Annotated in this window: 29 protein-coding genes; 23 read left to right on the forward strand and 6 right to left on the reverse strand. The window is 38.7% G+C overall.

Annotation, left to right across the window (positions count from 1 at the left end):
* The first annotated feature begins 65 nt into the window (after positions 1–65).
* From FGM01_RS09195 to murB, 3 genes are all read left to right on the forward strand, one after another.
* Positions 66–467 (forward strand): DUF1573 domain-containing protein, encoded by a 402-nt coding sequence (locus FGM01_RS09195; protein WP_143410879.1) that lies wholly within the window; start codon positions 66–68, stop codon positions 465–467.
* A 166-nt stretch (positions 468–633) separates the two neighbouring features.
* Positions 634–1830 (forward strand): pyridoxal phosphate-dependent aminotransferase, encoded by a 1197-nt coding sequence (locus tag FGM01_RS09200; protein ID WP_143410880.1) that lies wholly within the window; start codon positions 634–636, stop codon positions 1828–1830.
* Positions 1830–2843, forward strand: a complete 1014-nt coding sequence (murB, locus tag FGM01_RS09205; RefSeq protein ID WP_143410881.1) for a UDP-N-acetylmuramate dehydrogenase — start codon at positions 1830–1832, stop codon at positions 2841–2843. The genes FGM01_RS09200 and murB overlap by 1 nt, the downstream gene beginning before the upstream one ends.
* A gap of 58 nt (positions 2844–2901) precedes the next feature.
* On the opposite strand, the gene FGM01_RS09210 is transcribed toward murB, so the two are convergent.
* Entirely contained in the window at positions 2902–3525 is a 624-nt protein-coding gene (locus tag FGM01_RS09210) for a fasciclin domain-containing protein (RefSeq protein ID WP_143410882.1), read from the reverse strand.
* 167 nt (positions 3526–3692) lie between these two features.
* Here FGM01_RS09210 and FGM01_RS09215 point away from each other — a divergent pair, with 167 nt between their 5' ends.
* The 6 genes from FGM01_RS09215 to FGM01_RS09240 all read left to right on the forward strand — a co-directional run bounded on the left by FGM01_RS09215 (position 3693) and on the right by FGM01_RS09240 (position 9810).
* Complete coding sequence (locus FGM01_RS09215; RefSeq protein ID WP_143410883.1) at positions 3693–3899, forward strand: membrane or secreted protein; 207 nt, start codon at positions 3693–3695, stop codon at positions 3897–3899.
* 5 nt (positions 3900–3904) lie between these two features.
* Positions 3905–5008 carry a glycosyltransferase gene (locus FGM01_RS09220; RefSeq protein ID WP_143410884.1) on the forward strand — a complete coding sequence of 368 codons (1104 nt, stop codon included), beginning with the start codon at positions 3905–3907 and terminating at the stop codon, positions 5006–5008.
* Positions 4999–5568 (forward strand): RNA polymerase sigma factor, encoded by a 570-nt coding sequence (locus FGM01_RS09225; RefSeq protein WP_143410885.1) that lies wholly within the window; start codon positions 4999–5001, stop codon positions 5566–5568. The genes FGM01_RS09220 and FGM01_RS09225 overlap by 10 nt, the downstream gene beginning before the upstream one ends.
* A 77-nt stretch (positions 5569–5645) precedes the next feature.
* Positions 5646–6527: a lipoyl synthase gene (lipA, locus tag FGM01_RS09230; protein WP_143410886.1), complete on the forward strand. Its 882-nt coding sequence runs from the start codon at positions 5646–5648 to the stop codon at positions 6525–6527.
* An 8-nt stretch (positions 6528–6535) separates the two neighbouring features.
* Positions 6536–7543, forward strand: coding sequence for a type I glyceraldehyde-3-phosphate dehydrogenase (gap, locus tag FGM01_RS09235; RefSeq protein ID WP_143410887.1), 1008 nt, complete (start codon positions 6536–6538; stop codon positions 7541–7543).
* Positions 7544–7584: 41 nt separating this feature from the next.
* On the forward strand, positions 7585–9810 hold the full coding sequence (locus tag FGM01_RS09240) for a tetratricopeptide repeat-containing hybrid sensor histidine kinase/response regulator (protein ID WP_143410888.1): 2226 nt from the start codon (positions 7585–7587) through the stop codon (positions 9808–9810).
* Between the two features lie 95 nt (positions 9811–9905).
* On the opposite strand, the gene lpxK is transcribed toward FGM01_RS09240, so the two are convergent.
* Entirely contained in the window at positions 9906–10919 is a 1014-nt protein-coding gene (lpxK, locus tag FGM01_RS09245; protein WP_143410889.1) for a tetraacyldisaccharide 4'-kinase, read from the reverse strand.
* Positions 10920–11031: 112 nt separating this feature from the next.
* Between lpxK and FGM01_RS09250 the strand changes: the two genes are divergently transcribed.
* The 4 genes from FGM01_RS09250 (at position 11032) to msrA (ending at position 14347) form a co-directional block, all read left to right on the forward strand.
* Positions 11032–12126 carry a Nif3-like dinuclear metal center hexameric protein gene (locus FGM01_RS09250; RefSeq protein WP_143410890.1) on the forward strand — a complete coding sequence of 365 codons (1095 nt, stop codon included), beginning with the start codon at positions 11032–11034 and terminating at the stop codon, positions 12124–12126.
* A gap of 1 nt (position 12127) precedes the next feature.
* Positions 12128–12907, forward strand: coding sequence for a zinc ribbon domain-containing protein (locus FGM01_RS09255; protein WP_143410891.1), 780 nt, complete (start codon positions 12128–12130; stop codon positions 12905–12907).
* A 181-nt stretch (positions 12908–13088) separates the two neighbouring features.
* Positions 13089–13664: a hypothetical protein gene (locus tag FGM01_RS09260; RefSeq protein ID WP_143410892.1), complete on the forward strand. Its 576-nt coding sequence runs from the start codon at positions 13089–13091 to the stop codon at positions 13662–13664.
* Between the two features lie 2 nt (positions 13665–13666).
* A complete protein-coding gene (msrA, locus tag FGM01_RS09265) occupies positions 13667–14347 on the forward strand; it encodes a peptide-methionine (S)-S-oxide reductase MsrA (RefSeq protein ID WP_143410893.1) in 681 nt (226 codons plus the stop codon).
* Between the two features lie 70 nt (positions 14348–14417).
* On the opposite strand, the gene FGM01_RS09270 is transcribed toward msrA, so the two are convergent.
* Entirely contained in the window at positions 14418–15761 is a 1344-nt protein-coding gene (locus FGM01_RS09270; RefSeq protein ID WP_143410894.1) for an FAD-dependent oxidoreductase, read from the reverse strand.
* 200 nt (positions 15762–15961) lie between these two features.
* Here FGM01_RS09270 and FGM01_RS09275 point away from each other — a divergent pair, with 200 nt between their 5' ends.
* From FGM01_RS09275 to FGM01_RS09315, 9 genes are all read left to right on the forward strand, one after another.
* Positions 15962–17074, forward strand: a complete 1113-nt coding sequence (locus FGM01_RS09275) for an alkene reductase (RefSeq protein ID WP_143410895.1) — start codon at positions 15962–15964, stop codon at positions 17072–17074.
* A gap of 88 nt (positions 17075–17162) precedes the next feature.
* Positions 17163–17408 carry a hypothetical protein gene (locus tag FGM01_RS09280; RefSeq protein WP_143410896.1) on the forward strand — a complete coding sequence of 82 codons (246 nt, stop codon included), beginning with the start codon at positions 17163–17165 and terminating at the stop codon, positions 17406–17408.
* A 75-nt stretch (positions 17409–17483) separates the two neighbouring features.
* Complete coding sequence (locus tag FGM01_RS09285) at positions 17484–18125, forward strand: flavin reductase family protein (RefSeq protein ID WP_143410897.1); 642 nt, start codon at positions 17484–17486, stop codon at positions 18123–18125.
* Between the two features lie 5 nt (positions 18126–18130).
* Positions 18131–18262, forward strand: a complete 132-nt coding sequence (locus FGM01_RS09290) for a DUF2256 domain-containing protein (RefSeq protein WP_143410898.1) — start codon at positions 18131–18133, stop codon at positions 18260–18262.
* Positions 18259–19545 carry a DASH family cryptochrome gene (locus FGM01_RS09295; protein WP_143410899.1) on the forward strand — a complete coding sequence of 429 codons (1287 nt, stop codon included), beginning with the start codon at positions 18259–18261 and terminating at the stop codon, positions 19543–19545. The genes FGM01_RS09290 and FGM01_RS09295 overlap by 4 nt, the downstream gene beginning before the upstream one ends.
* Complete coding sequence (locus tag FGM01_RS09300; RefSeq protein ID WP_143410900.1) at positions 19530–21077, forward strand: cryptochrome/photolyase family protein; 1548 nt, start codon at positions 19530–19532, stop codon at positions 21075–21077. The genes FGM01_RS09295 and FGM01_RS09300 overlap by 16 nt, the downstream gene beginning before the upstream one ends.
* Before the next feature lie 147 nt (positions 21078–21224).
* Positions 21225–21380, forward strand: a complete 156-nt coding sequence (locus FGM01_RS09305) for a lmo0937 family membrane protein (protein ID WP_011710576.1) — start codon at positions 21225–21227, stop codon at positions 21378–21380.
* Positions 21381–21458: 78 nt separating this feature from the next.
* Positions 21459–22217 (forward strand): SDR family oxidoreductase, encoded by a 759-nt coding sequence (locus FGM01_RS09310; RefSeq protein ID WP_143410901.1) that lies wholly within the window; start codon positions 21459–21461, stop codon positions 22215–22217.
* A gap of 38 nt (positions 22218–22255) precedes the next feature.
* The gene (locus FGM01_RS09315) at positions 22256–22927 is read left to right on the forward strand and encodes a hypothetical protein (protein ID WP_143410902.1); all 672 of its coding nucleotides are present in this window, start codon (positions 22256–22258) and stop codon (positions 22925–22927) included.
* A gap of 45 nt (positions 22928–22972) precedes the next feature.
* On the opposite strand, the gene kynU is transcribed toward FGM01_RS09315, so the two are convergent.
* Positions 22973–24262 carry a kynureninase gene (kynU, locus tag FGM01_RS09320; RefSeq protein ID WP_143410903.1) on the reverse strand — a complete coding sequence of 430 codons (1290 nt, stop codon included), beginning with the start codon at positions 24260–24262 and terminating at the stop codon, positions 22973–22975.
* 94 nt (positions 24263–24356) lie between these two features.
* Between kynU and FGM01_RS09325 the strand changes: the two genes are divergently transcribed.
* Positions 24357–24998, forward strand: coding sequence for an O-methyltransferase (locus FGM01_RS09325; RefSeq protein ID WP_143410904.1), 642 nt, complete (start codon positions 24357–24359; stop codon positions 24996–24998).
* On the opposite strand, the gene FGM01_RS09330 is transcribed toward FGM01_RS09325, so the two are convergent.
* Together FGM01_RS09330 and FGM01_RS09335 are read right to left on the reverse strand one after the other, a co-directional pair.
* Positions 24999–25556 (reverse strand): phosphatase PAP2 family protein, encoded by a 558-nt coding sequence (locus FGM01_RS09330; protein WP_143410905.1) that lies wholly within the window; start codon positions 25554–25556, stop codon positions 24999–25001.
* 13 nt (positions 25557–25569) lie between these two features.
* Positions 25570–25851: a Sec-independent protein translocase subunit TatA/TatB gene (locus FGM01_RS09335; RefSeq protein WP_143410906.1), complete on the reverse strand. Its 282-nt coding sequence runs from the start codon at positions 25849–25851 to the stop codon at positions 25570–25572.
* Positions 25852–25856: the final 5 nt, after the last annotated feature.

Here is a 25856-nt window from a genome sequence, read left to right on the forward strand (position 1 = left end):
GATATAAATTTTGAGAAATGAAATATTTCAGCTTATCTTTACTATTCCGCTAAAATTTTAAAATTATGAAAAAACTAATCGCAATCGCCATATTCGTTTTTGCAGGAATGTCTGTCGCTCAGGCTCAGAAAGTAGCAAAAATGGAATTCAAGTCGGAGACCATCGACTACGGCGAAATAAAAAAAGGCAGTGATGGTGTTCGTGTATTCGAAGTGAAGAATATAGGCGATGCCCCGCTGATCATTGAGGATGTTAAATCCAGCTGTGGATGCACGGTGCCAAAAAAACCTGAGAACCCTATCATGCCGGGTGAAACCGGAGAGATCCAGGTTAAGTATGACACGAAACGCGTAGGTCCTATCAGGAAAACTGTAACTGTTTATTCGAATTCAAATGAACCGGTGAAAGCCCTTAAGATTAAAGGTGCTGTTATTGATGTTCCAGGTACTACCGACGGAGACAGCTAGGAAAATGCATATAATTTATAAAAAAGCCTTCCATACAGGAAGGCTTTTTTGTTTCTATTAATTTTTAAGCAGCATCCATTTTCGAAACAAAAACGCTGGATAATTAGCAGATAATTATTGAATGATAGTTTAATTTTGCAATTTTGCACTCCATAAATAATAAGCTATGCCTAAAATCTCAAATAAGGGGCTCAAAATGCCTGAATCACCTATACGAAAACTGGTTCCATTTGCAGAGGCCGCTAAGAAAAAAGGTCGCAAAATATACCAGCTTAACATTGGACAGCCAGACATAAAAACTCCTAAGGTTGCCCTGGATGCAGTTAGGAATCACAATATAGAAGTTTTATCCTATAGTCATTCTGCGGGATTTGAAGCTTACAGAGAAAAGCTTGCCGGCTACTACCAGAAAACTTCTTTACCGGTAGAAAAGGATGATATCATTATTACAACCGGCGGCTCTGAAGCTTTACTTTTTACCATGGGTAGTATAACAGATCCCGGAGATGAAGTGATCATTCCGGAACCATTCTATGCAAATTACAATGGTTTTGCTACTGCTTCAGGGGTTGAAATAAAGCCAATTCAGGCTAATATAGATGACGGGTTTGCCCTTCCTCCTATTGCTGAATTTGAAAAATTAATCACAGATAAAACAAAGGCTATTCTCATTTGCAATCCTGGAAATCCAACAGGATACTTATATACCAAGGAAGAGGTAAAACAACTGGCAGATCTTGCTTTAAAACATGACCTGTTCATAGTTTCAGACGAAGTTTATCGTGAGTTCGCTTATGAAGGAGCAGAACATCATTCCATTATGAGTATTCCGGAATTAGCCCAGAATGCGATTATGGTAGATTCTGTATCTAAGCGTTATAGCATGTGCGGCGCCCGCATTGGATGCCTGGTTTCAAAAAACAAAGAAGTGATCGCTACTGCCATGAAATTTGCTCAGGCCAGGTTAAGCCCTCCTACTTTCGCACAGATAGCGAGCGAAGCTGCTTTGGACACCCCACAGGAATATTTTGACGAGGTGATAGAGCAGTATACTTACCGTAGAAATTTATTAGTTGAGGGCCTGGAAAAGATCGACGGTGTAAAGGTCGCTAAGCCAAAAGGTGCTTTCTATTGCATCGCCGAACTACCCGTGGATGATGCCGATGATTTCGCAAGGTGGTTGCTGGAAGATTTTGAGGATGACAATGAAACAATCATGGTTGCACCTGCTGCCGGATTTTACTCTACTCCAGACACCGGTAAGAACCAGGTTAGGATCGCTTATGTATTGAAAAAAGAAAATCTGGAAAGAGCAATTATAATTCTGGATAAGGCACTAAAGCAATACAAGCAGCAAAATTAATGCAGATACTGCGCAATTATTCACTCCGGGAATACAACAGCTTTGGCATTGATGTAAAAGCTGATAAATTCATTTCTATTGAAAATGTTGCAGATCTGAAGGAAGTTCTCCGAAAAAACTATTCTTCAGAATTATTCGTTCTGGGTGGTGGCAGTAATATGCTATTAACTGGTGATATTCATAAAACCGTTGTGCATATTGCTCTAAAAGGGAAACGCATAATTTCTGAAACAGATGAGGAAGTTATTGTAGAAGCAGAGGCAGGTGAAAATTGGCATCAGTTTGTACTTTGGACGCTTGAACAGAATTTTGGCGGATTGGAAAACCTTTCTCTTATCCCTGGAAATGTGGGTACTGCACCCATTCAGAATATTGGAGCTTATGGTGTTGAGCTAAAGGACACATTTTATAGTTGCCGGGCAATGAATGTCCAGACGCTTGAGGAAAAAAAATTCAGCCTGGAGGATTGTGATTTCGAATACAGGAATTCAGTTTTTAAACATAAACTCAAGGGACAATATATAATTACTTCGGTTCAGTTCAGGTTAAGCAAGAAGGATCACCGGTTAAATACCGATTATGGCGCTATAACTTCTGAACTTGAAAAGAATAAAATTACCAGTCCCACTATTCAGGATATTTCTAAAGCGGTTATCGCTATAAGAAACTCGAAATTACCCGATCCCAAGAAGATAGGCAATAGCGGTAGTTTTTTCAAAAATCCGGTAGTCAATGCAGAAAAGTATAAGGAACTTATCACTGAATTTCCGGAGATGCCTTCCTATAAAATATCAGAAGATGTGGTAAAAATACCAGCTGGCTGGCTAATAGAAAAAGCAGGATTTAAAGGATATAGAAACGGGGATGCCGGAGTACATAAGAATCAGGCGCTTGTCCTTGTGAACTACGGCGCTGCTACCGGAGAAGAAATCTTCTATCTGTCCAGGAAAATACAAAGTGCTATTAAAGACAAATTCGATATTGAACTTGAAGCAGAAGTAAATATCATATAATAAAAAGGGAAATACTTAAAGTATTTCCCTTTCAAATTTTTATCTAAAACCTGTTAGTCTATGCTTTTTTCATTACTACGGCATCGATCACATGCACTACTCCATTAGAAGCATCAACATCTGTCATTACCACAGTTGCTTTTTTACCATTTTCATCGGTAAGAACCACTTTATCGCCCTCTAAAGAGGCAACAAGTTTTCCTCCACCTACAGTATCGATTTCAACTTTACCATTATTATCCTGAATCATTTGCATCAACTGCTGAGCTGTAACTTCTCCAGATACAACATGGTATTTCAATACATCTGCTAATTGACTTTTATTTTCTTCTTTCAACAGGCTTTCCAGGGTTGCCTTATCTACTTTGTTAAAAGCAGCATTGTGTGGAGCGAAAACCGTAAATGGTCCTTCTTCTGTTTTAAACATCTCAGCAAGTTCTGCCGCTTGTAATGCAGTAACCAGTGTGCTAAGAGTATCAGTTTGCATAGCTTTAGCTGCTATACTATTAGACTCCATCTCCATTTTTTCTTTTTCGGCTTTCATTTCAGCCTCTTTTTCGGCCTCCATTTGTTCCATTCTTTCCTTTTCAGCCGCCTCTTCTTCCTTCTTCTTTCCATCTTCACAAGCTGTGAATATAAAAGCAGAGAGAGCAAGCACTGTAAATAACATTCTAAATTTCATAATTGTAGTTTTTTTTGTCATTAACGATGCAAGATATTGTGCAAAAGCCAATTATACCCCACGATTCGATTAAAGTTTAGTTAAATATTGTAAACGTTATACTAATGACATTCGGGATTTTTAGTTGCTTTTATTTATTCTTATTTTTGCATCTGAATATTTAGATCATGAAGCTATTAATTTTAAGTATCATATTACTGGGTCTTGCTTTCGCGGGAATCGCAATTAAGATCTGGGGTAAAAAAGATGGTAAGTTTGCCGGCACCTGTGCCAGCCAAAACCCGTATCTGAATAAATCTGGTGAACCATGCAGTTTCTGCGGAAAATTACCGGATGAAATGGAAAATTGTTCCGAAACGCCTAAGACCACTTAGGCTAAATGGGGACAACATTTATAGGTTTATTCATACTGGTTAGTTTAGTTAACCTCTTATACTTTTTCTCCTTCTTCTCTTTCGCAACGACGAACTTTAAGAATAAACTACATCCTGAAGTTCCGGTATCGGTAATTATTTGCGCCAAAAACGAAGAAGAGAATCTTAGAAATTTTCTTCCTGCAATTCTGGACCAGGATTATCCCGATTTTGAAGTTATTGTGATCAACGATGCTTCTGCCGATAATACGTTGGAAGTAATAGAGAGTTTTCAAAAAATTGACCCGAGAGTCCAGCTGGTTAACGTGCAGAACAATGAAGCTTTCTGGGCCAATAAAAAATACGCCCTTACACTTGGGATCAAAAAGGCTGTAAATAAGCATCTATTATTTACCGATGCAGATTGTGCTCCACAATCCAGTAACTGGATTAAAGAAATGTCACGAAACTTCCAGCCCGGAAATTCGATTGTATTAGGCTATGGGGGATATTTTCAGCAATCGGGCTCCCTGCTAAATAAATTGATTCGCTTTGAAACCTTGCTCACAGCTATTCAGTACTTTTCTTACGCGAAACTTGGCACACCTTATATGGGGGTAGGTAGAAACCTGGCCTATACTTCCACTCAATTTTACGAAATGAAGGGATTCGCCAATCATTTACATTTAAGATCTGGCGATGACGACCTCTTTGTGAATGAAGCATCTACTTCAGATAATACTGCGATCTGTTTTCATCCAGATTCTATCACGAGAAGTGTTCCGAAGAAAAAGTTTTCAGAATGGTTTCACCAGAAAAGACGTCATGTCTCGGTAGCCGGGCATTATAAAACAAAGCATAAAGCACTTCTGGGTGCCTTTTATATCTTCAGAGTATTATTCTGGATAATGCTGGCGGGACTTCTAATATTTCAGGTATATCCGCAAATTGTTTTAAGCATTTTAGGCCTTAAACTTATTACGGAAGCCTTTGTTTATATTAAAGCCGGTAAGAAATTGAAAGAAACAGATGTTATCTGGTTATTCCCATTTTTTGACCTGTTTTTAATATTCATGCAATTAGCTATCTTTATAGCTAACCTCATTTCAAAACCTAAGCATTGGAAATAAATCCGGACCATCTCCTGGAGAAGATCAGGGAGGCAAAAAAAGGAAGCCAGGCTGCTTTCAATTATCTTCTGGACAGGTACTGGAATGATGTTTATGGGTTTCAGCTTAAGAAAACCAGAAATGAGTATGAATCTGAGGATATTACGATCCAGACCTTTTCCAAGGCATTCAACAAAATAGATACTTTTGATGAAAATTACTCATTTTCTACCTGGTTAATTGCAATCTCCAAGAACATTCATATAGACCAGGTTCGCAAGAAAAATACCTCAATACGATCCAAAACTTCTATGCACGAAGAAAATCGCGTCTATGAGATCGTAGATGAAACCCCGGGAATAGAAGACAAACTGATAAAAGAGCAGAATTTAGAACAGTTACTTTCAGATATTAAGCAATTGAAACCACATTATCAAGAAGTGATCAATCTTCGGTTTTTTCAGGAAAAATCTTATAAAGAAATAGCCAGGTTCCTGGACGAACCCATGAATAATATAAAAGTAAAATTACTAAGGGCCAAGAAGTTACTGGCAGGTATCATCGAAGCCAGAAATATCTAAGTAAGGATAAGCATACTTGCGAGTCTAATTTATGCAATTCCCTATATTATTGTATCTTTGAACTTCAGATTTTTGCTATGAATACAGACGTTGCGCCCGTTAAATCAAAAACCGAAAGACAGCCAAAACCTAAATGGCTTCGTGTAAAACTTCCAACCGGTAAAAAATACACCGAATTAAGGAGCCTGGTAGACAAGTATGACTTACATACTATTTGTACTTCTGGGAGCTGCCCTAATATGGGTGAATGCTGGAGCGAAGGAACTGCTACCTTTATGATCCTGGGAAATATTTGTACACGATCATGTGGTTTTTGTGGCGTAAAAACCGGAAGACCGGAAACGGTAGATTGGGATGAACCTGAAAAAGTAGCCAGATCCATAAAACTAATGCAGATAAAACACGCCGTGGTAACGAGTGTGGATCGTGATGATCTAAAAGATATGGGATCGATCATCTGGGCTGAAACCGTAAAAGCAATCCGCAGGATGAACCCTGAGACTACTTTAGAAACCCTCATTCCAGATTTCCAGGGTAATGAAAGAAATATCGACCGTATTGTAGAAGTAATGCCAGAAGTTGTTTCTCATAATATGGAAACGGTAAAAAGACTTACCCGCGAAGTTAGAATTCAGGCAAAATACGACCGCAGCCTTGCTGTTTTAAAATATCTGAAGGACAGCGGTATTAGAAGAACCAAATCTGGTATCATGCTCGGCCTTGGCGAACAGGAAGAAGAAGTTATACAGACTTTGAATGATCTTCGTGATGCCGGCGTAGATGTGGTAACTATAGGGCAGTATCTGCAGCCAAGTAAAAAACACTTACCGGTAAAGCAATTTATCACTCCAGATCAATTTAAAAAGTACGAAGAGATAGGGCTGGATCTAGGTTTCAGACATGTTGAAAGCAGCGCCCTGGTTAGATCTTCTTACAAAGCACAAAAGCACATAAACTAGTCTCTTAAATGGCTAAAACAATTAATATTGCCATTAATGGTTTTGGCAGAATAGGACGAAATCTTTTCAGAATTCTCCTGCATCATCCAACCATTAGGGTGGTAGCGATCAATGATATTCATGATGCTAAAAGCCTCGCGCACCTCTTAAAGTACGATAGTATTCACCGCACATTAAAAGCCGAGGTTACCTCTACAGAATCTGCCATTGTGGTAAATGGAAATGAAATTCCTTTACTGAACTATGATCAACCCGCAGATATACCATGGAATGAACATAAGGTAGATTACGTAGTCGAGTCTTCCGGAAAATTTAAAACCGAAAGAGAACTGGAAGGCCATTTAAAAGAAGGAGTTAAGAAAGTAATTCTTTCTCTTCCGGCGCAGGATGACCATATTAAAATGGTGGTATTAGGAGTTAATGAACATATACTGGACGGTTCTGAAAGAATAATTTCCAATGCTTCCTGCACTACGAATAACGCCGCTCCTATGCTGAAGATAATCCATGATCACCTGGAAGTTACGCAAGCATATATCACTACAGTGCATTCTTATACCTCAGATCAAAGCTTACATGATAAACCTCACCGCGATCTGAGACGCAGCAGGGCTGCAGCTCAATCTATCATACCCACTACAACCGGTGCGGCTAAAGCCCTTACCAGTATATTTCCAGATCTGAGTGAAGTCATTGGCGGGTGTGGCATAAGAGTTCCTGTACCTAATGGATCTCTAACAGATATGACTCTTAATGTGAAAAAAGATACTAGTATTGAGGAGGTTAACGCACTTTTTAAAGAAGCATCTCACGGTAAAATGAAAAATATTATTCAATATACCGAGGATCCCATTGTATCCATAGATATTTTAGACAACCCTAACAGTTGTATTTTCGACGCCCAGATGACCTCTGTTATTGGGGGCAAACTTGTTAAATTAATTGGCTGGTATGATAATGAAATTGGCTATTCTAATCGTCTTATCGATTTAATTTCACTCATTAACGATAAATAGCTATATTTAACCGCATTAACAGCTTCTAGCTATTTTCCCGAATGAAGAACCTAAAGCTTTTCTTTTTATCAATCTGTTGTTTTATTCTATTTGGATTCCAGGATTCATCTATAAGCGAGACAGAACCTAAGCCTGAACAAATAAAGCAACTGCTAAAACAGGCAGAAAGCTCTATTGACCAGATGCTTTTTGACAAAGCACATAATCAGCTAAACAAATCTCTTGAACTGGCTAAGCGCATCAAGCATGATCGCTATGTGGCACTTTCCAGCAGTATTCTGGCCAGGATGTACAGCGTACGACATGAGTACGACAAGGGAATCACTCAACTGGAAAGAGCAATTTCCATTCAAAGAGAGATCGATGACCAGGAAGGTTTGAATTACTCATACATTATGTATGGTAAATTGTTGACCGCGAAGGAAGATAACGACAGGGCCCTCAAATACCTTAACCTGGCACAGAAATATTACCAAAAAAAGGATAATGAGGATAAGCTGGGAATAATTGCTCTGAACAAAGCGATTATTTTTCTAGACCAGGGTAATTTAGACCGGGCTAAAGCAGAATTAAGTAATGCTAAAATATATTTGGAAAGCACCACCAATGGATATGAGCTAACCAGACTATATTATTTTATTGCCCGTGTAAATGAAAGAGAAGGCGATTTTAGAAAAGCTGAAGAAGCTGCTCAAAAGTCTTTAAACATCGCCATCGAGGGAGGTTTCACCGGCATGTCGATGTATTCTTATGGAATTTTAAGTGAAATTGAAGAAAAAAGGAATAACCTGCCCATGGCCTTATTTTATCTTAAAAAGAAAAATGAGATAAGAGCTGCTGTATTTGATGTCAACAAGGAAGCTTTAGCCACAGAAATAGATGCCCGGATAGGAGTAAAAGCATTAAAGTCTACCGTAGAAGATCTAACACAGCAAAATGCTGAACAGGAACGCACCCTGAAGGTTAATAAACTTACCACTATACTAAGTGTCGCGTTAATTACCATACTATCATTATTAACCCTCTCCTTATACAAGAACAATAATTTAAGAGCACGAGCTAACGAATTACTTCAAAAAAAGAATACAGAACTGGTACTGGCCAAGGAAAATGCTGAGAAAGCATCAATGGCCAAGGCTCAATTCCTTACCACGATTACCCACGAACTAAGAACACCTTTGTATGCTGTGACCGGGTTGACGCATTTGCTATTAGAAGAAAGCCCTACCGAAAGTCAAAAGGAACATCTAAATTCCCTGAAATTTTCAGGGGAATACCTGCTTTCCCTTATTAACAACATTCTGGACCTTAACAAGCTTGAGGCTAACAAGGTCGAGATCGTAAACTCTAGTTTCGACCTTAAAAAGCGAATTTCAGATGTTTTGATAGCATTGAAAAATTCAGCTGATGAAAGGAACACCAAACTACACTTTGAATTCGATAATTCCATACCGGAGAAATTATCTGGCGACCCTCTTAAAATATCTCAGATCCTTATTAACCTGATAGGAAACTCCATCAAGTTTACCGAAGACGGTGACATCTGGATCGATGTTAAAAAAACCGGGCAGGTCGGTAAAAAAATTAAGCTGGAATTTCAGATCCGGGATAATGGAGAAGGAATTGGCAAGGAGAAACAGAAAGCTATTTTTGATAATTTCACCCAGGGCTCTACTCAGATCAACAGGAAGTTTGGAGGTACCGGTCTTGGACTTTCCATTGTTAAGAACCTGTTGAGCTTGCTAGGTAGTGAGATCGATTTGGAAAGTGAATTAGGCGAAGGATCAAAATTCACATTCGAACTGGAATTCGAAGCACCTGAGGCAGAATTCGCGAAAGCTAATGCAACTCCAAAAATTGACGAGGCGAAACTCACCAACGACATCATGGAGAATAAACGCATCCTGGTCGTGGAAGACAATAAGATCAACCAGATGATCACGCGCAAGATCCTGGAAAAAAACAAAGTGATCTGCGATGTTGCGGATAATGGAACCATTGCTATTGAAAAAGTTCAGAATAATGCATTCGACCTTATTCTTATGGACATCCACATGCCGGGAATTAGCGGAATTGAGGCGACCATAGAGATCAGGAAATTTGATGGTTCTATCCCAATTATTGCACTTACTGCCGTAACTCTGGATGATAATCTTGATGAATTTTACCTGAACGGTTTCAACGATATTATCCCTAAACCGTATAAAACTGAAGAATTCTTTCACAAGATCAATAAATATCTTGCTGCAAAAGAAGCTGCCGTTTAACTTCTGGCACGTGCTTTGTAAAAGAATTGGCAAATTGAATTATATACTAGACTTTTATATAATTTGAATTAGCCAGAAAGAAAAAGAGGTGTTTTTTACACCTCTTTTTTATTTACATATAATTTAATCTTCTCTGTAAACTGCTTCTCTCCCCGCTCCAGAAATTCTACTTCTATAGGCAGATAGTATAACTTCTCTGCTGGTATTTTGTCCCGTAACCTCATATAATCCTTTTCTGTAGTTAGTATCGCTGGTTCCTGCTGAAGCTGTTCCAGTTCACTTTTGGAAAAATTATGATGATCTGAGAATTTATAATGCTTAGGCTGAAAATTTTTAGACTTTAAAAATTCAAGTAAAGGAGCAGGATTAGCAATTCCGGTAACCAAGACAAAATCTCGGGATTTAAGACCCTCCAAAGATCTTTCACCCACTTTGGAAATCACATTATCTGAATATTTGATAGAACTAAAAAATACCGCCTGATGAGATTCGGGTTTGAGTCTATTACATATCTTTTTTTGCTCTGCTTCACTTAGATCATTTGGGCATTTGGTAACAATTATAACATCTGCTCTCCTGGCTCCTGAAGATGATTCCCTTAAATTACCTGCCGGTAAAATAAGATCATCCACAAACAGATCTCCATAAGCCGTAAGAAGTATATAGAACCCGGCTTTAACCTTTCTGTGTTGAAAAGCATCATCCAAGAGAATTACATCGGGTTTAAATTTCAACAATTCCCTGATTCCCTCCTGCCTGTCAGCATCCACAGCTACGATCACATCTGGATATTTATTTTTGAACTGTAAGGGTTCATCCCCGCTTTTCGATACCGAATCTGATTCTGCGACGAGTTGAAAGCCCTTACTTTCCCGCTTATAGCCACGACTTAAAGTAGCAACCTTTAAATGCTCATTTAAAATCCTCAAAAGAAATTCGATCATCGGTGATTTTCCTGTACCACCCATGTTAAGGTTCCCCACCGCAATAACCGGCAGGTCGTAAGATCTGAATTTCAGTATATTATTATCATATAGTTTATTCCGAACCCTGGTCACTCCATGGTATATTAGAGAAAATGGGTAAAGTAATTTTCTTGGATTCGGCATAAAAGGCTTAGTATTTTTATATTTGGATTGTTTGCAGATAAAATGCAAATTTTGCAGATTTCTACACAAATGGAGGAACTGCATCCAATCCCGGAAGCTAAAATATTAAATTATGATCATACAGGAAGTAATTGACCTTATAGAAGATTTTGCACCCACAAAATATGCTGAAAGCTTTGATAACGTGGGCCTTTTGGTAGGTAATCGTTCCGCAGAAATAACGGGTGCCCTTATTACCCTGGATACACTTGAGGCCACAGTGGACGAGGCCATAGCAAAAAACTGTAACCTGATCATTAGTTTTCATCCAATCATTTTCTCCGGGCTTAAAAAACTCACCGGAAGCAACTATGTTGAAAGAACAGTTCTAAAAGCGATTAAAAATGATATCGCGATCTATGCTATTCACACCGCCCTCGATAATCAGCATAAAGGAGTGAATGATATTATCTGCGAAAAATTAGGACTTATAAACCGCGAAATCCTCATTCCCAGAACCGATTCAATAAAAAAGCTTACGACCTTTGCACCTCTGGAGCAAGCTGATAAAATAAGAGAGGCATTATTTAATGCGGGAGCCGGAAATATTGGCAATTATGACAATTGCAGTTTCAATATCAATGGCAAGGGTAGTTTTAAAGGAAATGAGGCCTCCAACCCGGTAATTGGTAAAAAGGGAGAAATACATTATGAAGATGAAACACAAATAGGGGTCACTTATGCCGCTCATCTGGAATCTAAGATTTTGAAAGCATTATTCAGCAGTCATCCATATGAAGAAGTAGCTTACGAAATTCATAGTCTTGAAAATAAAAATCAGCAATTAGGCATGGGAATGATTGGTGAACTGGAAAATGAGACTGATGAACTCAACTTTTTAGAAAACCTCAAACAAACTTTCAAATCCGGTTGTGTGAGACATTCCCGGTTCCTGAACAAACCTATAAAAAAAGTGGCTGTTTTAGGTGGCAGCGGTGCCTTTGCGATCGATAATGCCAAAGCTGCGGGCGCTAATATCTTCATTACCGCAGATCTGAAATATCATGACTTCTATAAAGCCGAGCAAAAACTGGTGCTAGCAGATATTGGACACTATGAAAGTGAACAGTTTACAAAAAATTTACTATATTCTTTTCTTAGCAAAAAAATTAGTAGTTTTGCACTTATTTTAGCAGACACAAATACCAATCCAATACATTATTTATAATATGGCGAAAAAAAACGATGTTACTGTAGAAGAGAAGTTAAGATCACTGTACGATCTTCAGTTGGTGGATTCGCGAATCGATGAAATTAGAAACGTACGTGGTGAATTACCTCTGGAAGTTGAAGATCTGGAAGACGAAGTAGCAGGTTTGAACAGACGCCTGGAGAAACTGGATGCAGATATCGAAGTAATCGAGAATGACATCAAGAATAAGAAGAACCAGATTGAGGAGTCAAAGACTACCATCAAGAAATATTCTGAGCAGCAGAAAAATGTTCGTAACAACAGGGAATTCAACGCTCTAAGTAAAGAAGTAGAATTTCAGGAATTAGAAATAGAGCTTTCAGAAAAGCATATCAAAGAGTACAAGGTTAAGATCGAGCAGAAGAAAGAGATCATTGCTAAGACTAAAGAAAAGCTTGCGGAACGTGAAGCTCACCTTAAACACAAAAAGAGTGAACTTGACGAGATCCTTAAGGAAACTGAAAAAGAAGAGCAGGCTTTAATCGAAAAATCTCAGGAATATGAGAAAAATATCGAAGACAGGCTTGTTAAGGCTTATAAGAGAATCAGAAGTAATGTAAAGAATGGTTTAGCCGTAGTACCCGTAGAGCGTGGTGCCTCTGGTGGTTCATTCTTCACTATTCCTCCGCAGGTAATTATGGAAATTGCCGGTCGTAAGAAGATTATCACAGATGAACATAGCGGTAGAATCCTTGTAGACGAGGAGCTAGCCAAAGAAGAACAGGAAAAAATGGAAGGAATGTTCAAGAAGTTCTAAACTTCCTCCAATTTTAATTTTTAGACTGCCTGGAAAATAACAGTAAGATCTCCGGATCTGAAGCAAAAGTTTTTCAGGCAGTTTTTTTATGCCTTAAATTAAAGCCTCTGCCGGATTAACAAGTATTTCACATTAATCGATCATATATGGGCTATCTTTAGAGGACCCAATTCAAATGAATATGAGAACTTTGATAATCCTATTATGCTTCACCGCATGCCTAATGGCCTGCAACAATTCCGGCAAGGAGAAAGATGATTTTTCTGCTGAAAATGATTCTAAAGAATTTAAAAATGACCCCGGCTCTTCTATACAGGACCAACACATAGTTGCAGAGGAAAAGAAGAAAACTGAGATAGATCGAACTGAGAATTCTAATTCTGCTACGGCAATTCCCGGTACTTATTTTAATACGGAACATCAGGAAGATACTTCCTGCAAATGTTATTGTCTAGAGGTTGCAACCAATGGTACTTCAGAATTATGTCTCAAAGAAAACGAGATGTATATAAATGCCCGTTTTCAGCAAGATGGAAATAATATCAATATTTTCTATAACGGCAGAACTGCAAAAACAACTGCTGAAAAAATTCCGTGGGAAAAGTTTGAGACTGGTATGCCAATTGCAGTCTTAAGCCCGGAGACCAATGGTGATCTAAAGCTAGACTGGAAAGGATTTAGAATAGATGGCGAGATCGCGATAGACTACGCGTTACTTGGAAAGAAAACTCTCGAAGGAACTTATAAAAAGAAATAATTATGAAATTTTTACTATTAAACTTTATCAGTCTAATTTTCCTGGCGTGTGGAAATCAAACTAAAGATAATAATAGCAATCCTCAGAAAGAAATCGCCAATGCAGAGCCTGTAGAAGCTTCATCTCAAAATGGACTGGAGAAGGCTTATTTTGCCAGTGGTTGCTTTTGGTGTGTTGAAGCCATTTATGAAAGCGTTGAAGGTGTAGAAGAGGCTATTTCCGGGTATTCTGGAGGTCACACTAAGAACCCGACCTATAAATCCAGTAATACAGGCAGGACCGGTCATGCAGAAGCTGTAGAGGTAATTTACGATCCTGAAGTCGTAGATTTTAAAACACTGGTAGAAATATTTTTTGGATCCCAGGACCCTACACAGGTGAATGGTCAGGGTCCAGACAGGGGTTCACAATATCGATCGATCATCTTTTACCAGAATGAAGAACAGAAAAATATAATCGAGGAGGTAAAAGCTAAGGTTGCTGAGAAATATGATGAGCCAATCGCGGCCGAAATATTACCTTTTCAGAAATTTTGGAAAGCAGAGGACTACCATCAGAATTATGAAAAGAACAATCCTAATAATCCTTACATCAGGAATGTTTCGATCCCAAGACTTAACAGGTTCAAATCGAAATTTCCTGAGCTATTGAAAGAGAATCAACACTCTAATTCGAGCGAATAAAAAATGCATATTTAAATAAACATTAGCTCTTTAGAAGTAATATAATTATAAGCCTGCTTTTCAGCGGGCTTTATTTTTTGATGAGTTTTATAATCTCCTTTTCCACCTCTTCACTATCCCACTTTTCTTCTATCTGCGGAATTTCCATCACCTGATCCATGATCCCTCGCTGGTAATCTCCAATTTTCAGGGCATCTGCATAGGCTTTATCTGAAAAGGTAACTCTGGAATATAGAGGTGTCCATAGCTCCGGGTGATCCTGGGCAAATTTCTTTTCGATCTTTTTCCGGAGAAGGAATGAAGGATCTGCCGTTTTACTGCTCATCTCAACAAAATTTCTATAACTTAATTCTGCAATAGCATCGGCATTAGGTTTCCTTTCATTCTGATATTCCTCAAAGATCAATTGCCAGTCATTACCATATTTATTGATCTTATCATTTAATACTGAAATATCTTCAAAGCCGGCATTCATCCCCTGCCCGTAAAAAGGAACAATAGCGTGCGCAGAGTCTCCAACCAGGGTGATCTTATCGTAATAAGACCAGGGAAAACATTTTATAGTCACCATGGCACTTGTGGGATTCCTGAAAAAATCCTTTTTCAGATTAGAAATCTCATCCTTTATATCCGGAAAATATTTCTCAAAAAAGGTATCAGCTTCCTGTTCGGTTTTAATGGTTTCAAATGAAACTTCGCCTTCAAAAGGCATAAACAAGGTACATGTAAACGTACCATCAAGATTAGGCATCGCTATTAACATGAAATTACCCCTGGGCCATATATGGAATGATGAATTATCAAGTTTATGAGACCCATCCTCATTGGCGAGAATGGTTAATTCTTTGTATCCTACGTCGATAAAATGCTGGGAGTAATTAAATCTGCTCTGGCGTTGCATTTTATGCCTTACCCTTGAGAAGGCACCGTCTGCTCCAAATATGAGATCAAATTTATATTCTTTCCAGACACTTTTTTCAGATTCTCCGGTATAAAGTCTGGCTTCTTTCATATCCACATCCCAGATCTTTTCCTCGAATTTGAATTTTGCTCCGGCAGTTTCAGCCAGATCGATCATTTTCCGGTTCAGCACACCCCGGGAGATAGAATAAATCGCCTCACCTTCTTCTCCATATTTCTGAAAATAAACCGGCTGCCCTTCAACATGCATCGCTCTTTTATCCAATGGCAGTGCCAGCTCTCTTATCTCCTCCTCTATTCCGGCTTCACGCAAAGCTTTCCAGCCACGATTGGACATCGCCAAATTTATAGACCTGCCCGAGAACTGAACTTTACGAACGTCTGGCCTACGGTCAAAAACGGTAACTTTAAAACCTTGTTTTCTCAGGAAAATAGCCAGCAGGGATCCCACGAGTCCAGATCCTACAATTGCCACATCTTTTTCTTCTTGCATGTATCGGTTTGAAAAGTATATCCTATTAACAAGACCAAAATCTGCTAAAAGATGATACTTTATTCTTCCTGCGAAATTACTTAAATAATATGAAAATCACCTGTATAAGCTGATTTAACAGATATCAAGCCGACATTCATTTATCAGTTTCTTAACAGCAGAAACTAATGATATCAGGTATTTTTAGGCAAAAAAGGAATATGACAAAAGAAAACCAACCATTACTTCAGGAATATAAACTGGGTAACATTACTCTGAAGAACAGAGTTATAATGGCACCCATGACCCGGAGTAGAGCAGACAATCCTGATAATGCTCCAACAGAAATGCATGTAGAATATTACACCCAGCGTGCCGGCGCCGGATTGATCATCTCTGAAGGTTCACAAGTTTCCAAGCGTGCTGTAGGCTATGTGCACACCCCTGGCATATATACCAAAAAACAGGTGGAAGGATGGAAAAAAGTTACGGAAGCAGTTCACAACGAGGGCGGTAAAATTTTTATTCAGCTTTGGCATGTGGGCCGGATCTCACATCCAAAATTTCATGGGGGAGACAAACCACTGGCTCCAAGCGCAGTTAACCCGAACGCCAAAGTATATACACCCGATGGTTTTGAACAAACAACAGATCCTAAGGAAATGAGCATGCAGGAAATACAGGAAACTATCCAGGAATTCAGACATGCCGCTCAAATGGCCAAAGAAGCCGGCTTTGATGGTATCGAATTACATTCTTCAAACGGATATCTCTTTCATCAGTTTTTCAATAAAAACGCTAACCGTAGAACCGACGACTACGGAGGAAGTATACCCAACCGGGCAAGATTCTTTTTCGATGTCCTGGAAGCTGTAAGTGAGATCTGGCCTGAAAACCAAATAGGATGCAGGTTCAACCCTTCCCTGCACGAGTCCTTCGGAATAATTGCCACAGAAGATAGTATTGCCACCTTCGACTACATAATTGATAAATTAAATGCCTACGATCTGGCTTACGTCCACCTTTCAGAACCCTTTACAGATGTAAGTGATATACCTTATCTGGAAACACAGATCGCGAAACGATACAGAAAGATCTATAAAGGAACTTTAATGATCAATAACGAATTTGACCGTGAATCAGGTAACAAGGTGATCAAAGAAGGTGATGCAGATCTTGTAGCCTACGGGAAGCTGTTTATCTCTAACCCAGACCTGCCTAAGCGTTTTGAAAACGATTGGCCCATTGCAGATTATGATAAGGATACTTTTTATACCCAGGGAAAAGAAGGCTATATAGATTATCCGGCTTACGAAGCTGAAAAAGTTTCATAATATTATTATAAAGCTCTTTAAAATGCTGTTAAGAATTTTGGTTCAGATGATTGATGAGGTAACTTGTAGTAACTAAAAACTATAAATTATGGATCAGGAGAAACTTGACCACATGAGGTCTACGTTAAACAAGCTGGAAGATATCAAGAATACCCAGCACAGTCTCATTGATAAAATTAATCATGTGATTACAGACCTTTTTCAACATCCGGATAAGAATCTTGAAAAGGTTATGGAAGATGCTCACCAAAAAGCTTCAGATAATATTGATGCAGTACGTGAGGCCATGGAAGAATATGAGATGGCCATCAATAAAATGGAGAATCAGAATTAATTTAAAGGTACATTAACAGGCGTTTACGCAAGCATTTAATAAATTGAGGTCAGTCAAAAAAACTGACCTTTTTTTATGAAACATATTGATTCCACCGATATAAAAAAGATGGAAAAAATTTTCCGCCTGAACCTGATCAACAGTTGCACCGGTTTTAAATCTGCCAATCTTATCGCTACCAAATCCAGGGATGGAAATCCCAACGTGGCAGTCTTCAGCTCGGTTACTCACATGGGAAGCAATCCGGCGATGCTGGGTTTTGTTACCAGGCCTTTGAGCGTGGCCAGAAATACCTATAAGAATATAAAAGAAACCTCTTATTTCACAGTGAACCACGTTCATGAAAAAATGATAGAACAGGCTCATCATACCGCCGCCAAATATGAAGAAGATATATCTGAATTCAATAAAACAGGCCTTACTGAAGAATACCTGAATGATTTTCATGCGCCCTATGTAAAGCAATCTGAAATCAAATTAGGTTGTAAATTTCTTAATGAATACCATATAGAGGAAAATGACACATTACTGGTAGTTGCGGCAATAGAACATATCTATTTTGATGAGGGAATACAAATGCCTGATGGGTGGCTGCGCCTTGACGATGCCGGAACTGTAGCTATTAACGGGCTCGATGGTTATTCACTCCCAAGTCTCATTGACCGTTTTCATTATGCCAGGCCTAACCAGGTAGTTAAGTCTTTTTTCAGCAATTAAATTTAATGAAGAAAGAAAATCTTCCCGAAAAAATTTGTCCGGTTTGTGAGCGCCCTTTCAGGTGGCGTAAAAAATGGAAGAAGGATTGGGAAAATGTAAAATATTGTAGTGAGAAATGCAGAAAAAATAAAGGATGAATACAGGCCTGGTATGGTTTAGAAACGATTTGAGAGTAGAAGATCATGAAGCTTTAAAAATCGCATGTGAAAAGCATAAAAGAGTTATTGGTCTTTATTGCTTCGATCCCAGACAATTTCAGAAAACACCCTATGGCTTTCACAAAACCGGGAAATTCCGGGCTAAATTTCTAATAGAAACTATTGAAGATTTAAGGAATAACTTGCGAGATCTTCATATACCGCTGCTAGTCTACCATACGCAGCCTGAAAATATTTTTCCGGAACTGGTTTCAAATTATGAAATAAAAGCCGTTTACTTTCAGAAGGAATGGACGCAGGAAGAGAAAGAGGTGGAAAATGCAGTAAAAGGAAATTGCCGGGATTTAGAATTTAATTCTTTCTACCAGCAATTTTTATATCACCCTGAAGATATACCTTTCGACTCATTTAATGAAATACCAAAAGTATTTACCGAATTCAGAAAAGCCTGTGAAAAGAAATCTCAGGTAAGAGATCTAATTGACACACCCTCTGGGAACATACCAGATGATACTTTTGAAAACACCGAAATCCCTACTCTAAACGACCTCGGCTTTGAAAATTTTCAGCAGGATGAAAGATCTGCTTTTCCTTTTAAGGGTGGAGAAAATAATGCAATGAAGAGAGTACGGGAGTACTTCTGGGAATCCCGGAACCTTTTAGACTATAAAAATACCAGGAATGGACTTATAGGGACTGCATACAGCTCGAAGTTATCTGCCTGGCTGGCGAATGGCAGTATTTCACCTCGAACCATTTACCATGAAGTAAAAAAATTTGAAAAAGAACATACCAGTAATCAAAGTACATACTGGTTAATATTTGAGTTGATCTGGAGAGACTTTTTCAAATATGTATCCCTAAAGCATGGGAATAATATATTTAAACCGGGAGGTATACTGGAAAGATCTTATACATGGGAAAGCAATAAAGAAAGTTTGGAAAACTGGATTGCAGGAAATACAAAATATGACTTTGTAAATGCCAATATGAAAGAGATCGCTGCTACAGGATTTATGAGCAACCGTGGCCGGCAGAATGTAAATAGCTTCTGGGCAAAAGAACTAAAACAGGACTGGCGCATTGGAGCTGCCTATTTTGAAAGTCTCCTCATAGATTATGATGTGCACAGTAATTGGGGAAACTGGATGTATAATAGCGGGGTTGGTAATGATCCCCGGGACCGAAAATTCAATATAGAAAGTCAGGCAGATCGTTATGATCCTGACGGTGAATACCAAAATTTATGGCTGAAAAATTAAAAACGCTTAGACTTATCCTTGGAGACCAGTTAAATCACAAACATAGCTGGTATAATGGCGACCAGGATCACATCACTTACCTGATCATGGAAATGCGACAGGAAACAGACTACGTGACCCATCATATTCAAAAAGTGATTGGATTTTTTAGCGCCATGAGAAATTTTGCAGATTATTTATCTGAGCGTGACCATACTGTGATCTATTACCGAATTAACGATAAGGAAAACCAGCAGGACCTCAAAAAGAATATCAAAGAACTAATTTCAGATAAAGGCTTCGAAAAATTTGAGTATCAGTTACCTGATGAATATCGTCTTGATGAGCAATTAAAGGAACTTACAAAAGAGCTCGAAATTGAAACACAAAATTATGACACCGAACATTTCCTCACCGGCAGAGATGAACTTACTAAGATTTATGAGGGGAAAAAGCAGCTCACGATGGAATATTTTTACCGTCACCTTAGAAAGAAATTCAAGGTTCTTATGGAAACAGATTCCAATCCTGAAGGCGGCAAATGGAATTTTGATAAATCCAACCGCAAGAAATGGAAAGGTGAACCAGAAATTCCGCACGAAAGAGGCTTTAGAAAAGACGTAAGCGATCTGAACCGGGAATTAGAAAAAGCAGGTATTTCAACCATCGGTACAGTTGAAGAAAAAAATTTTAACTGGCCTACCTCCAGGGAAGATTCACTTTCTGTACTCAATTATTTTTGCAAAAACCTGTTGGTACATTTCGGGGATTATCAGGATGCACTTCATACAGACGAAGAATATCTGTTTCATTCCCGTTTATCATTCAGTATGAATACAAAAATGCTGTCGCCTAAAGAGGTCATAGATTCTGTGATTGATCATTATTATGAGAATAAGGATGAAATAGATATCTCCCAGGTAGAAGGTTTTGTAAGACAGATCCTGGGCTGGAGGGAGTATATGCGGGGTATATACTGGAAAGAAATGCCGGGCTATAGAAAATCTAATAAATTAAGAAACCAAAATGAACTTCCTCCATTTTACTGGGATGCCAAAACCAAAATGAATTGCCTGCACCATTCTATTAAAAACAGTCTTGAAAATGCTTACGCTCACCATATTCAGCGTTTAATGATTACAGGAAATTTTGCCTTGCTTACAGAAACCCACCCAGACGAAGTAGATAGATGGTACCTGGGAATTTATATAGATGCCATAGAATGGGTGGAAATAACCAATACGCGAGGAATGAGCCAGTTCGCTGATGGAGGAATTGTAGCTACCAAACCCTATGTTTCCAGCGGAAGCTATATCAATAAAATGAGTAATTATTGCAAAGGCTGTCATTATAAGGTAAGTAAGAAAACAGAGGAAGACGCCTGTCCTTTTAATAGTCTATACTGGAATTTTCTGGATTCTAACCAGGAAAGATTCCGGGATAACCAACGTATGAACATGATGCTCAGTCTTCTGGATAAGAAAGATTCTGAAGAAATGGAAAAGATCAGAAGCAGGGCAAAGAAAATAATTGATAACCCCTCTGATTTTTAGGAAGTAAAGTTAAATCAAGGTTAAATGAGAAGTTGCGGGTAATTCTATTATCTAACTTTATATTGGAATTAATCAACATACTTAACAACTTAACATTTAATATTAACCATAGGCAAGCTTAAAGGCCTGCCTTAAATTTAACCTGACATGAGAGATTTAATTTGGCTTATTATCGTTTTACTGGTCATTGGATGGCTTGTTGGATATTTTGCATTTCCAGACCTTGGAAGCATTATCCATATTTTAATAGTTTTAGCCGTTATTTTAATTCTATATAAGCTTCTTACTGGAAGACGGCTGTAATATTTTATAGAACAATCACCACCCTTTGAGTAATCAAAGGGTTTTTTTGTTTATACTCATTAACTTAAAATCCAAAAAATGTGGAAACTTGAAGGCAAAAAAGCATTAATTACAGGAGGTACCAAAGGAATTGGGCAGGCGACAGTTTTAGAATTTGCTGAACTTGGAGCCCAAGTTCTTTTCACCTCAAGAAGTAAGGAAGACATTATTGCTTTTGAAAAAGAATTACAACAACAGGGATTTGCAGCAAAAGGAATGGTTGCAGATTCTGCGAGTGAACAAGATCGGAATAAAATAAAATCCTGGATCGATGAGAACTGGAGGAACCTGGACATCCTGGTGAATAACGCAGGGATCAATATTCGGAAAAAGGCAACAGAATATACCGAGGATGAATTTAGAAAAGTGATGGAAATTAACCTGATGGCGCCGTTTCAATTCTGCCGGTTGCTATACCCCAATTTAAAGGAATCGGGTACGTCTGCCATTGTGAACGTAGCTTCTTCTGCCGCCCTTCAGGATGTGGGAACGGGGACTCCTTATGCCATGTCCAAGGCCGGGTTATTGCAACAATCACGAAGTCTTGCCGTAGAATGGGCCGGAGATAACATCCGGGTAAATTCGGTATCGCCATGGTTCACCAAAACACCCCTGACTGAAGGTTATCTGCACAATGAAGAAAAAATGAATTCTATCTTAAGCCGGACTCCGCTCAACCGGGTTGCTGAGGCAAGTGAAATTTCGGCAATTATCGCCTTTCTGACCATGGAGAAATCCTCATTTATCACCGGCCATAACATCATTGCCGATGGCGGGATGAGTATAACCGCGTTGTAAATATGATTATTTACTACCTTTAGAAAAAAATTAGCCAAATGAAAAAACTATTCATCTTATCAATTCTGGGAATTTTATTCTATTCGTGTAACGACAAGAAAAAAGAACAGGAAATCATTTCTGAGGAGCAGAACCTGGAAATTCATGAAAAAATTGCTCTGGCCAATGGGCTTGAGGAATTTGACAGTATCAATAAAATTGAATTCACTTTTAATGTTAGTGTAAATGATACGCTGAGGTCTGAAAGAAAATGGACCTGGGATACCAGAACAGATAGGATAACTCTTATTGAAAAAGATTCTACGATGAGCTATATACGGCAGGATAGTATTGAAGAGGCGAACCAATATATAGATCAAAGATTTATCAATGATTCCTACTGGTTATTGTTTCCATTTCAGTTAGAATGGTCAGATGCTAATTTTAGTGAGGTAAAGACCGCTACGGCACCAATCAGTAAGAAGGATATGCAAATGCTTACCGTAAATTATCGTTCAGAAGGAGGTTATACCCCCGGGGACAGTTACGATATCTATTTTGACGATGAATTTATGATCAGGGAGTGGGTATATCATTCAGCAGATGGAAACAACCAAATGGCAACTACCTGGGAAGATTATGACGAATTCAAAGATATTAAGGTTGCCAAAATGCATAAATCTGAAGATGGATCCTTTAAACTATTCTTTACAGATATCGCAGTAGAATAGACTTTGATATTTTAAAAATAAAAAAGGAGGCGATCGCCTCCTTTTTTATTGTATAGTTTCTTTAGTTAAAATTCCTTTTTTAAGGATCTGCCCAAATTCATACATGTCTTCAAAAGAACAGTAAAATGGTGCAGGAGCAAGTCGTATTACATTTGGCTCCCGCCAGTCTGTAATTACCCCAGCTTCCATCAAATATTTAAAAAGTTCTCTACCCTCTCCATGGAGAAATACAGACAATTGCGTACCTCTCTGGTCCTGATCTGCTGGTGTAATGATTTCAAAAGAACTGTCCACTTCCTTATCGATCTCATGAAGTACAAATTCCAGGTAAGCCACGATCTTATTTCGTTTTTCGATCAAGGCAGGCATACCCACCTCAGCGAACATCTCCAGTGAGGCCAGGTAAGGAGCCATAGCCAAAATTGGAGCATTGCTTATTTGCCATGCTTCTGCCGTAGGCTCAGGCTGAAACTCAGGTTCCATAAGAAATCTTCTTTCCTTATTATGTCCCCACCATCCTTCGAATCTTGGAATATCTTTAGTATCGTGATATTTCTCATTTATAAAGCATCCCGAAGCATTTCCCGGGCCGGAATTCATGTATTTATAACTGCACCATGCGGCAAAATCCACATTCCATTCACTTAATTTTAATTCAATATTTCCGGCAGCATGAGCTAGATCCCAGCCAACAAAAGCTCCAACCTCATGTCCCGCTTTGGTAATGGTTTCCATATCGAAAACCTGACCTGTATAATAATTCACTCCACCAATAAGTACCAGGGCGCACTCCTCTCCTACCTCTTTTATTTTTTTGAGTACATCATCTGTCCTGAAATTGTTCTCACCATCGCGTTTTTTAATTTCTACAATGGCATCTTTCGGGTCATAGCCATGGAATCTTACCTGGCTGGAGATCATGTACTGGTCACTTGGAAAAGCTTTTTCTTCGCAAATAATCTTGTATCTTTTTCCCGAAGGTCGGTAAAAAGAAACCATAAGCAGGTGCAGGTTCACCGTTAGCGTATTCATCACAGTGACCTCAGATGGCTTGGCACCTACCACCTTCGCAAGTTTTTCTGAAAATCGTTCATGATAATCCCACCATGATTTCTCAGCATAGAAATGTCCTTCTACGGCAAGTTCAGCCCAGTCTTTCATGATCTCGTCGACATACTTCTGAGCAGTTTTGGGTTGCAGTCCTAAAGAATTTCCAACAAAATAAATGACCTCTTTCCCATTAACTTTTGGAAAGATGAATTCATTGCGATATTTAGAAAGTTTATCTTCTTTATCTAATTGCCTGGCAAATTCTCTGGAATTCTCGAACTGCATATTTCTATTTTTTCGTAAAAATACAATTTCGTTTTAAAAGAGATAAGGTCTCCAGCCCGCTTAAAATCTTTAATTTTGTCGGAAATTTGAACAAATGCATTTCTTACCAGAGGATATTGATGAATATATAGTTGCGCATTCTCAAAATGAACCAGACCTGCTCTCCCAGTTAAACCGGGAGACGAATCAAAAGGTAATGCAACCAAGAATGTTAAGCGGCCATTACCAGGGCAGGGTTTTAAGCCTCTTATCCAAAATGAAAAATCCAGAAACTATACTGGAAATTGGCACTTACACAGGTTATTCAGCGCTCTGTCTTGCAGAAGGACTTGCAAAGAATGGGGTTCTGCATACTATCGATGTTAATGAAGAACTTTTTGATCTTCAGAAAAAATATTTCGATAAATCCGCTTATGCCGGGCAGATAGTTCAGCATCTTGGCGATGCGACCGAAATTATCCCGGGGATCGATGCGAAGTTCGACCTGGTATTTATTGATGCAGATAAGCCCAATTATCCCAAATACTTCGAACAGATCATTGAAAAGATGAATTCCGGAGGCCTCATACTTTCAGATAATGTATTATGGTCTGGAAAGGTTGTGAAAAAGGCAAAGAAAGATGATGAGTCTACTTTAGCTCTTTTGGAATATAACAGGCTACTCGTAATAGATGACCGCGTAGAGACCGTTATTTTACCAATTAGGGATGGTCTTACCCTTACCCGGGTAAAATGATCAATATAAACGACGTCCTGCCTTATTATATAACTTAAAGAATAATATGGCCATTAAAATACCCACGATCATACCCACAAGAATGTCGCCGGGATAGTGAACCCCAACATATATTCTACTCATTACAAAAATTATGGGCCAGATATAGGCCAGATAGATCCACTTGGTTTTCTTGGCGATCACCAGGACCAGGAAAGTTGTGGCCGCAAAAGATGTGGAAGAATGTCCCGAGAAAAAACTATAATTAGTTGGCTCCTGGAGGATTCTTATTAGTTCTGTAAGTTCCGGGGTGTTATTGGGCCTTAACCTTAAAGCAATCCCTTTTACGAGATTGGTAAAACCCCAGGTGGTGAAAACGGTGGCGAGCAGGAATAACGTTGAAAATACTGCTTTTTTCCAATGAAAGGCCATAAAGAAAAAAGCGAAAAAAAGAAAGTAAAGCGGTATCCAGTGGCGGGGATTAGTAACAAAGATCCAGAAAGCATCATATTGCTCGATCCCAAGATTGTTCAGGTATACAAATAAATCCCGGTCCCATTGTTCAATTTTCTCCCACATACTCTAAAGTAAATTAGCGTTTGCGTCGAACAGATCCGGTGATTTCTTCTATATCTTCTTTTACTTTATCTATCTCTCCCCGAACATCTTTGGTGAAGTCTGTATCAATCCCCTGCTTTTCAGCACTTTTCTGGATTTCACTTTTAATATCATTGGAGGCATTTCTAACGGCTTTCATGCCTTTTCCCAATCCTCTGGCAATATCAGGGATCTTATCGGCTCCAAATACCATTACCAGAATGAACATGATAAAGGCAATTTCAGCTCCACTAATAAATAAAGGTAGCATATACATAGCAG

It is taken from the genome of Christiangramia sabulilitoris (assembly GCF_007050985.1).
In the GTDB taxonomy this organism is placed as follows: Bacteria; Bacteroidota; Bacteroidia; order Flavobacteriales; family Flavobacteriaceae; genus Christiangramia; species Christiangramia sabulilitoris.

What these genes read in the sequence shown, in the direction of transcription:
- FGM01_RS09195 (WP_143410879.1), top strand. Translation starts at nt 66, where the DNA reads ATGAAAAAACTAATCGCAATCGCCATATTCGTTTTTGCAGGAATGTCT.
- FGM01_RS09200 (WP_143410880.1), top strand. Translation starts at nt 634, where the DNA reads ATGCCTAAAATCTCAAATAAGGGGCTCAAAATGCCTGAATCACCTATA.
- murB (WP_143410881.1), top strand. Translation starts at nt 1,830, where the DNA reads ATGCAGATACTGCGCAATTATTCACTCCGGGAATACAACAGCTTTGGC.
- FGM01_RS09210 (WP_143410882.1), bottom strand. Translation starts at nt 3,525, where the DNA reads ATGAAATTTAGAATGTTATTTACAGTGCTTGCTCTCTCTGCTTTTATA.
- FGM01_RS09215 (WP_143410883.1), top strand. Translation starts at nt 3,693, where the DNA reads ATGAAGCTATTAATTTTAAGTATCATATTACTGGGTCTTGCTTTCGCG.
- FGM01_RS09220 (WP_143410884.1), top strand. Translation starts at nt 3,905, where the DNA reads ATGGGGACAACATTTATAGGTTTATTCATACTGGTTAGTTTAGTTAAC.
- lipA (WP_143410886.1), top strand. Translation starts at nt 5,646, where the DNA reads ATGAATACAGACGTTGCGCCCGTTAAATCAAAAACCGAAAGACAGCCA.
- gap (WP_143410887.1), top strand. Translation starts at nt 6,536, where the DNA reads ATGGCTAAAACAATTAATATTGCCATTAATGGTTTTGGCAGAATAGGA.
- FGM01_RS09240 (WP_143410888.1), top strand. Translation starts at nt 7,585, where the DNA reads ATGAAGAACCTAAAGCTTTTCTTTTTATCAATCTGTTGTTTTATTCTA.
- lpxK (WP_143410889.1), bottom strand. Translation starts at nt 10,919, where the DNA reads ATGCCGAATCCAAGAAAATTACTTTACCCATTTTCTCTAATATACCAT.
- FGM01_RS09250 (WP_143410890.1), top strand. Translation starts at nt 11,032, where the DNA reads ATGATCATACAGGAAGTAATTGACCTTATAGAAGATTTTGCACCCACA.
- FGM01_RS09255 (WP_143410891.1), top strand. Translation starts at nt 12,128, where the DNA reads ATGGCGAAAAAAAACGATGTTACTGTAGAAGAGAAGTTAAGATCACTG.
- FGM01_RS09260 (WP_143410892.1), top strand. Translation starts at nt 13,089, where the DNA reads ATGAGAACTTTGATAATCCTATTATGCTTCACCGCATGCCTAATGGCC.
- msrA (WP_143410893.1), top strand. Translation starts at nt 13,667, where the DNA reads ATGAAATTTTTACTATTAAACTTTATCAGTCTAATTTTCCTGGCGTGT.
- FGM01_RS09270 (WP_143410894.1), bottom strand. Translation starts at nt 15,761, where the DNA reads ATGCAAGAAGAAAAAGATGTGGCAATTGTAGGATCTGGACTCGTGGGA.
- FGM01_RS09275 (WP_143410895.1), top strand. Translation starts at nt 15,962, where the DNA reads ATGACAAAAGAAAACCAACCATTACTTCAGGAATATAAACTGGGTAAC.
- FGM01_RS09280 (WP_143410896.1), top strand. Translation starts at nt 17,163, where the DNA reads ATGGATCAGGAGAAACTTGACCACATGAGGTCTACGTTAAACAAGCTG.
- FGM01_RS09285 (WP_143410897.1), top strand. Translation starts at nt 17,484, where the DNA reads ATGAAACATATTGATTCCACCGATATAAAAAAGATGGAAAAAATTTTC.
- FGM01_RS09290 (WP_143410898.1), top strand. Translation starts at nt 18,131, where the DNA reads ATGAAGAAAGAAAATCTTCCCGAAAAAATTTGTCCGGTTTGTGAGCGC.
- FGM01_RS09295 (WP_143410899.1), top strand. Translation starts at nt 18,259, where the DNA reads ATGAATACAGGCCTGGTATGGTTTAGAAACGATTTGAGAGTAGAAGAT.
- FGM01_RS09300 (WP_143410900.1), top strand. Translation starts at nt 19,530, where the DNA reads ATGGCTGAAAAATTAAAAACGCTTAGACTTATCCTTGGAGACCAGTTA.
- FGM01_RS09305 (WP_011710576.1), top strand. Translation starts at nt 21,225, where the DNA reads ATGAGAGATTTAATTTGGCTTATTATCGTTTTACTGGTCATTGGATGG.
- FGM01_RS09310 (WP_143410901.1), top strand. Translation starts at nt 21,459, where the DNA reads ATGTGGAAACTTGAAGGCAAAAAAGCATTAATTACAGGAGGTACCAAA.
- FGM01_RS09315 (WP_143410902.1), top strand. Translation starts at nt 22,256, where the DNA reads ATGAAAAAACTATTCATCTTATCAATTCTGGGAATTTTATTCTATTCG.
- kynU (WP_143410903.1), bottom strand. Translation starts at nt 24,262, where the DNA reads ATGCAGTTCGAGAATTCCAGAGAATTTGCCAGGCAATTAGATAAAGAA.
- FGM01_RS09325 (WP_143410904.1), top strand. Translation starts at nt 24,357, where the DNA reads ATGCATTTCTTACCAGAGGATATTGATGAATATATAGTTGCGCATTCT.
- FGM01_RS09330 (WP_143410905.1), bottom strand. Translation starts at nt 25,556, where the DNA reads ATGTGGGAGAAAATTGAACAATGGGACCGGGATTTATTTGTATACCTG.
- FGM01_RS09335 (WP_143410906.1), bottom strand. Translation starts at nt 25,851, where the DNA reads ATGTATATGCTACCTTTATTTATTAGTGGAGCTGAAATTGCCTTTATC.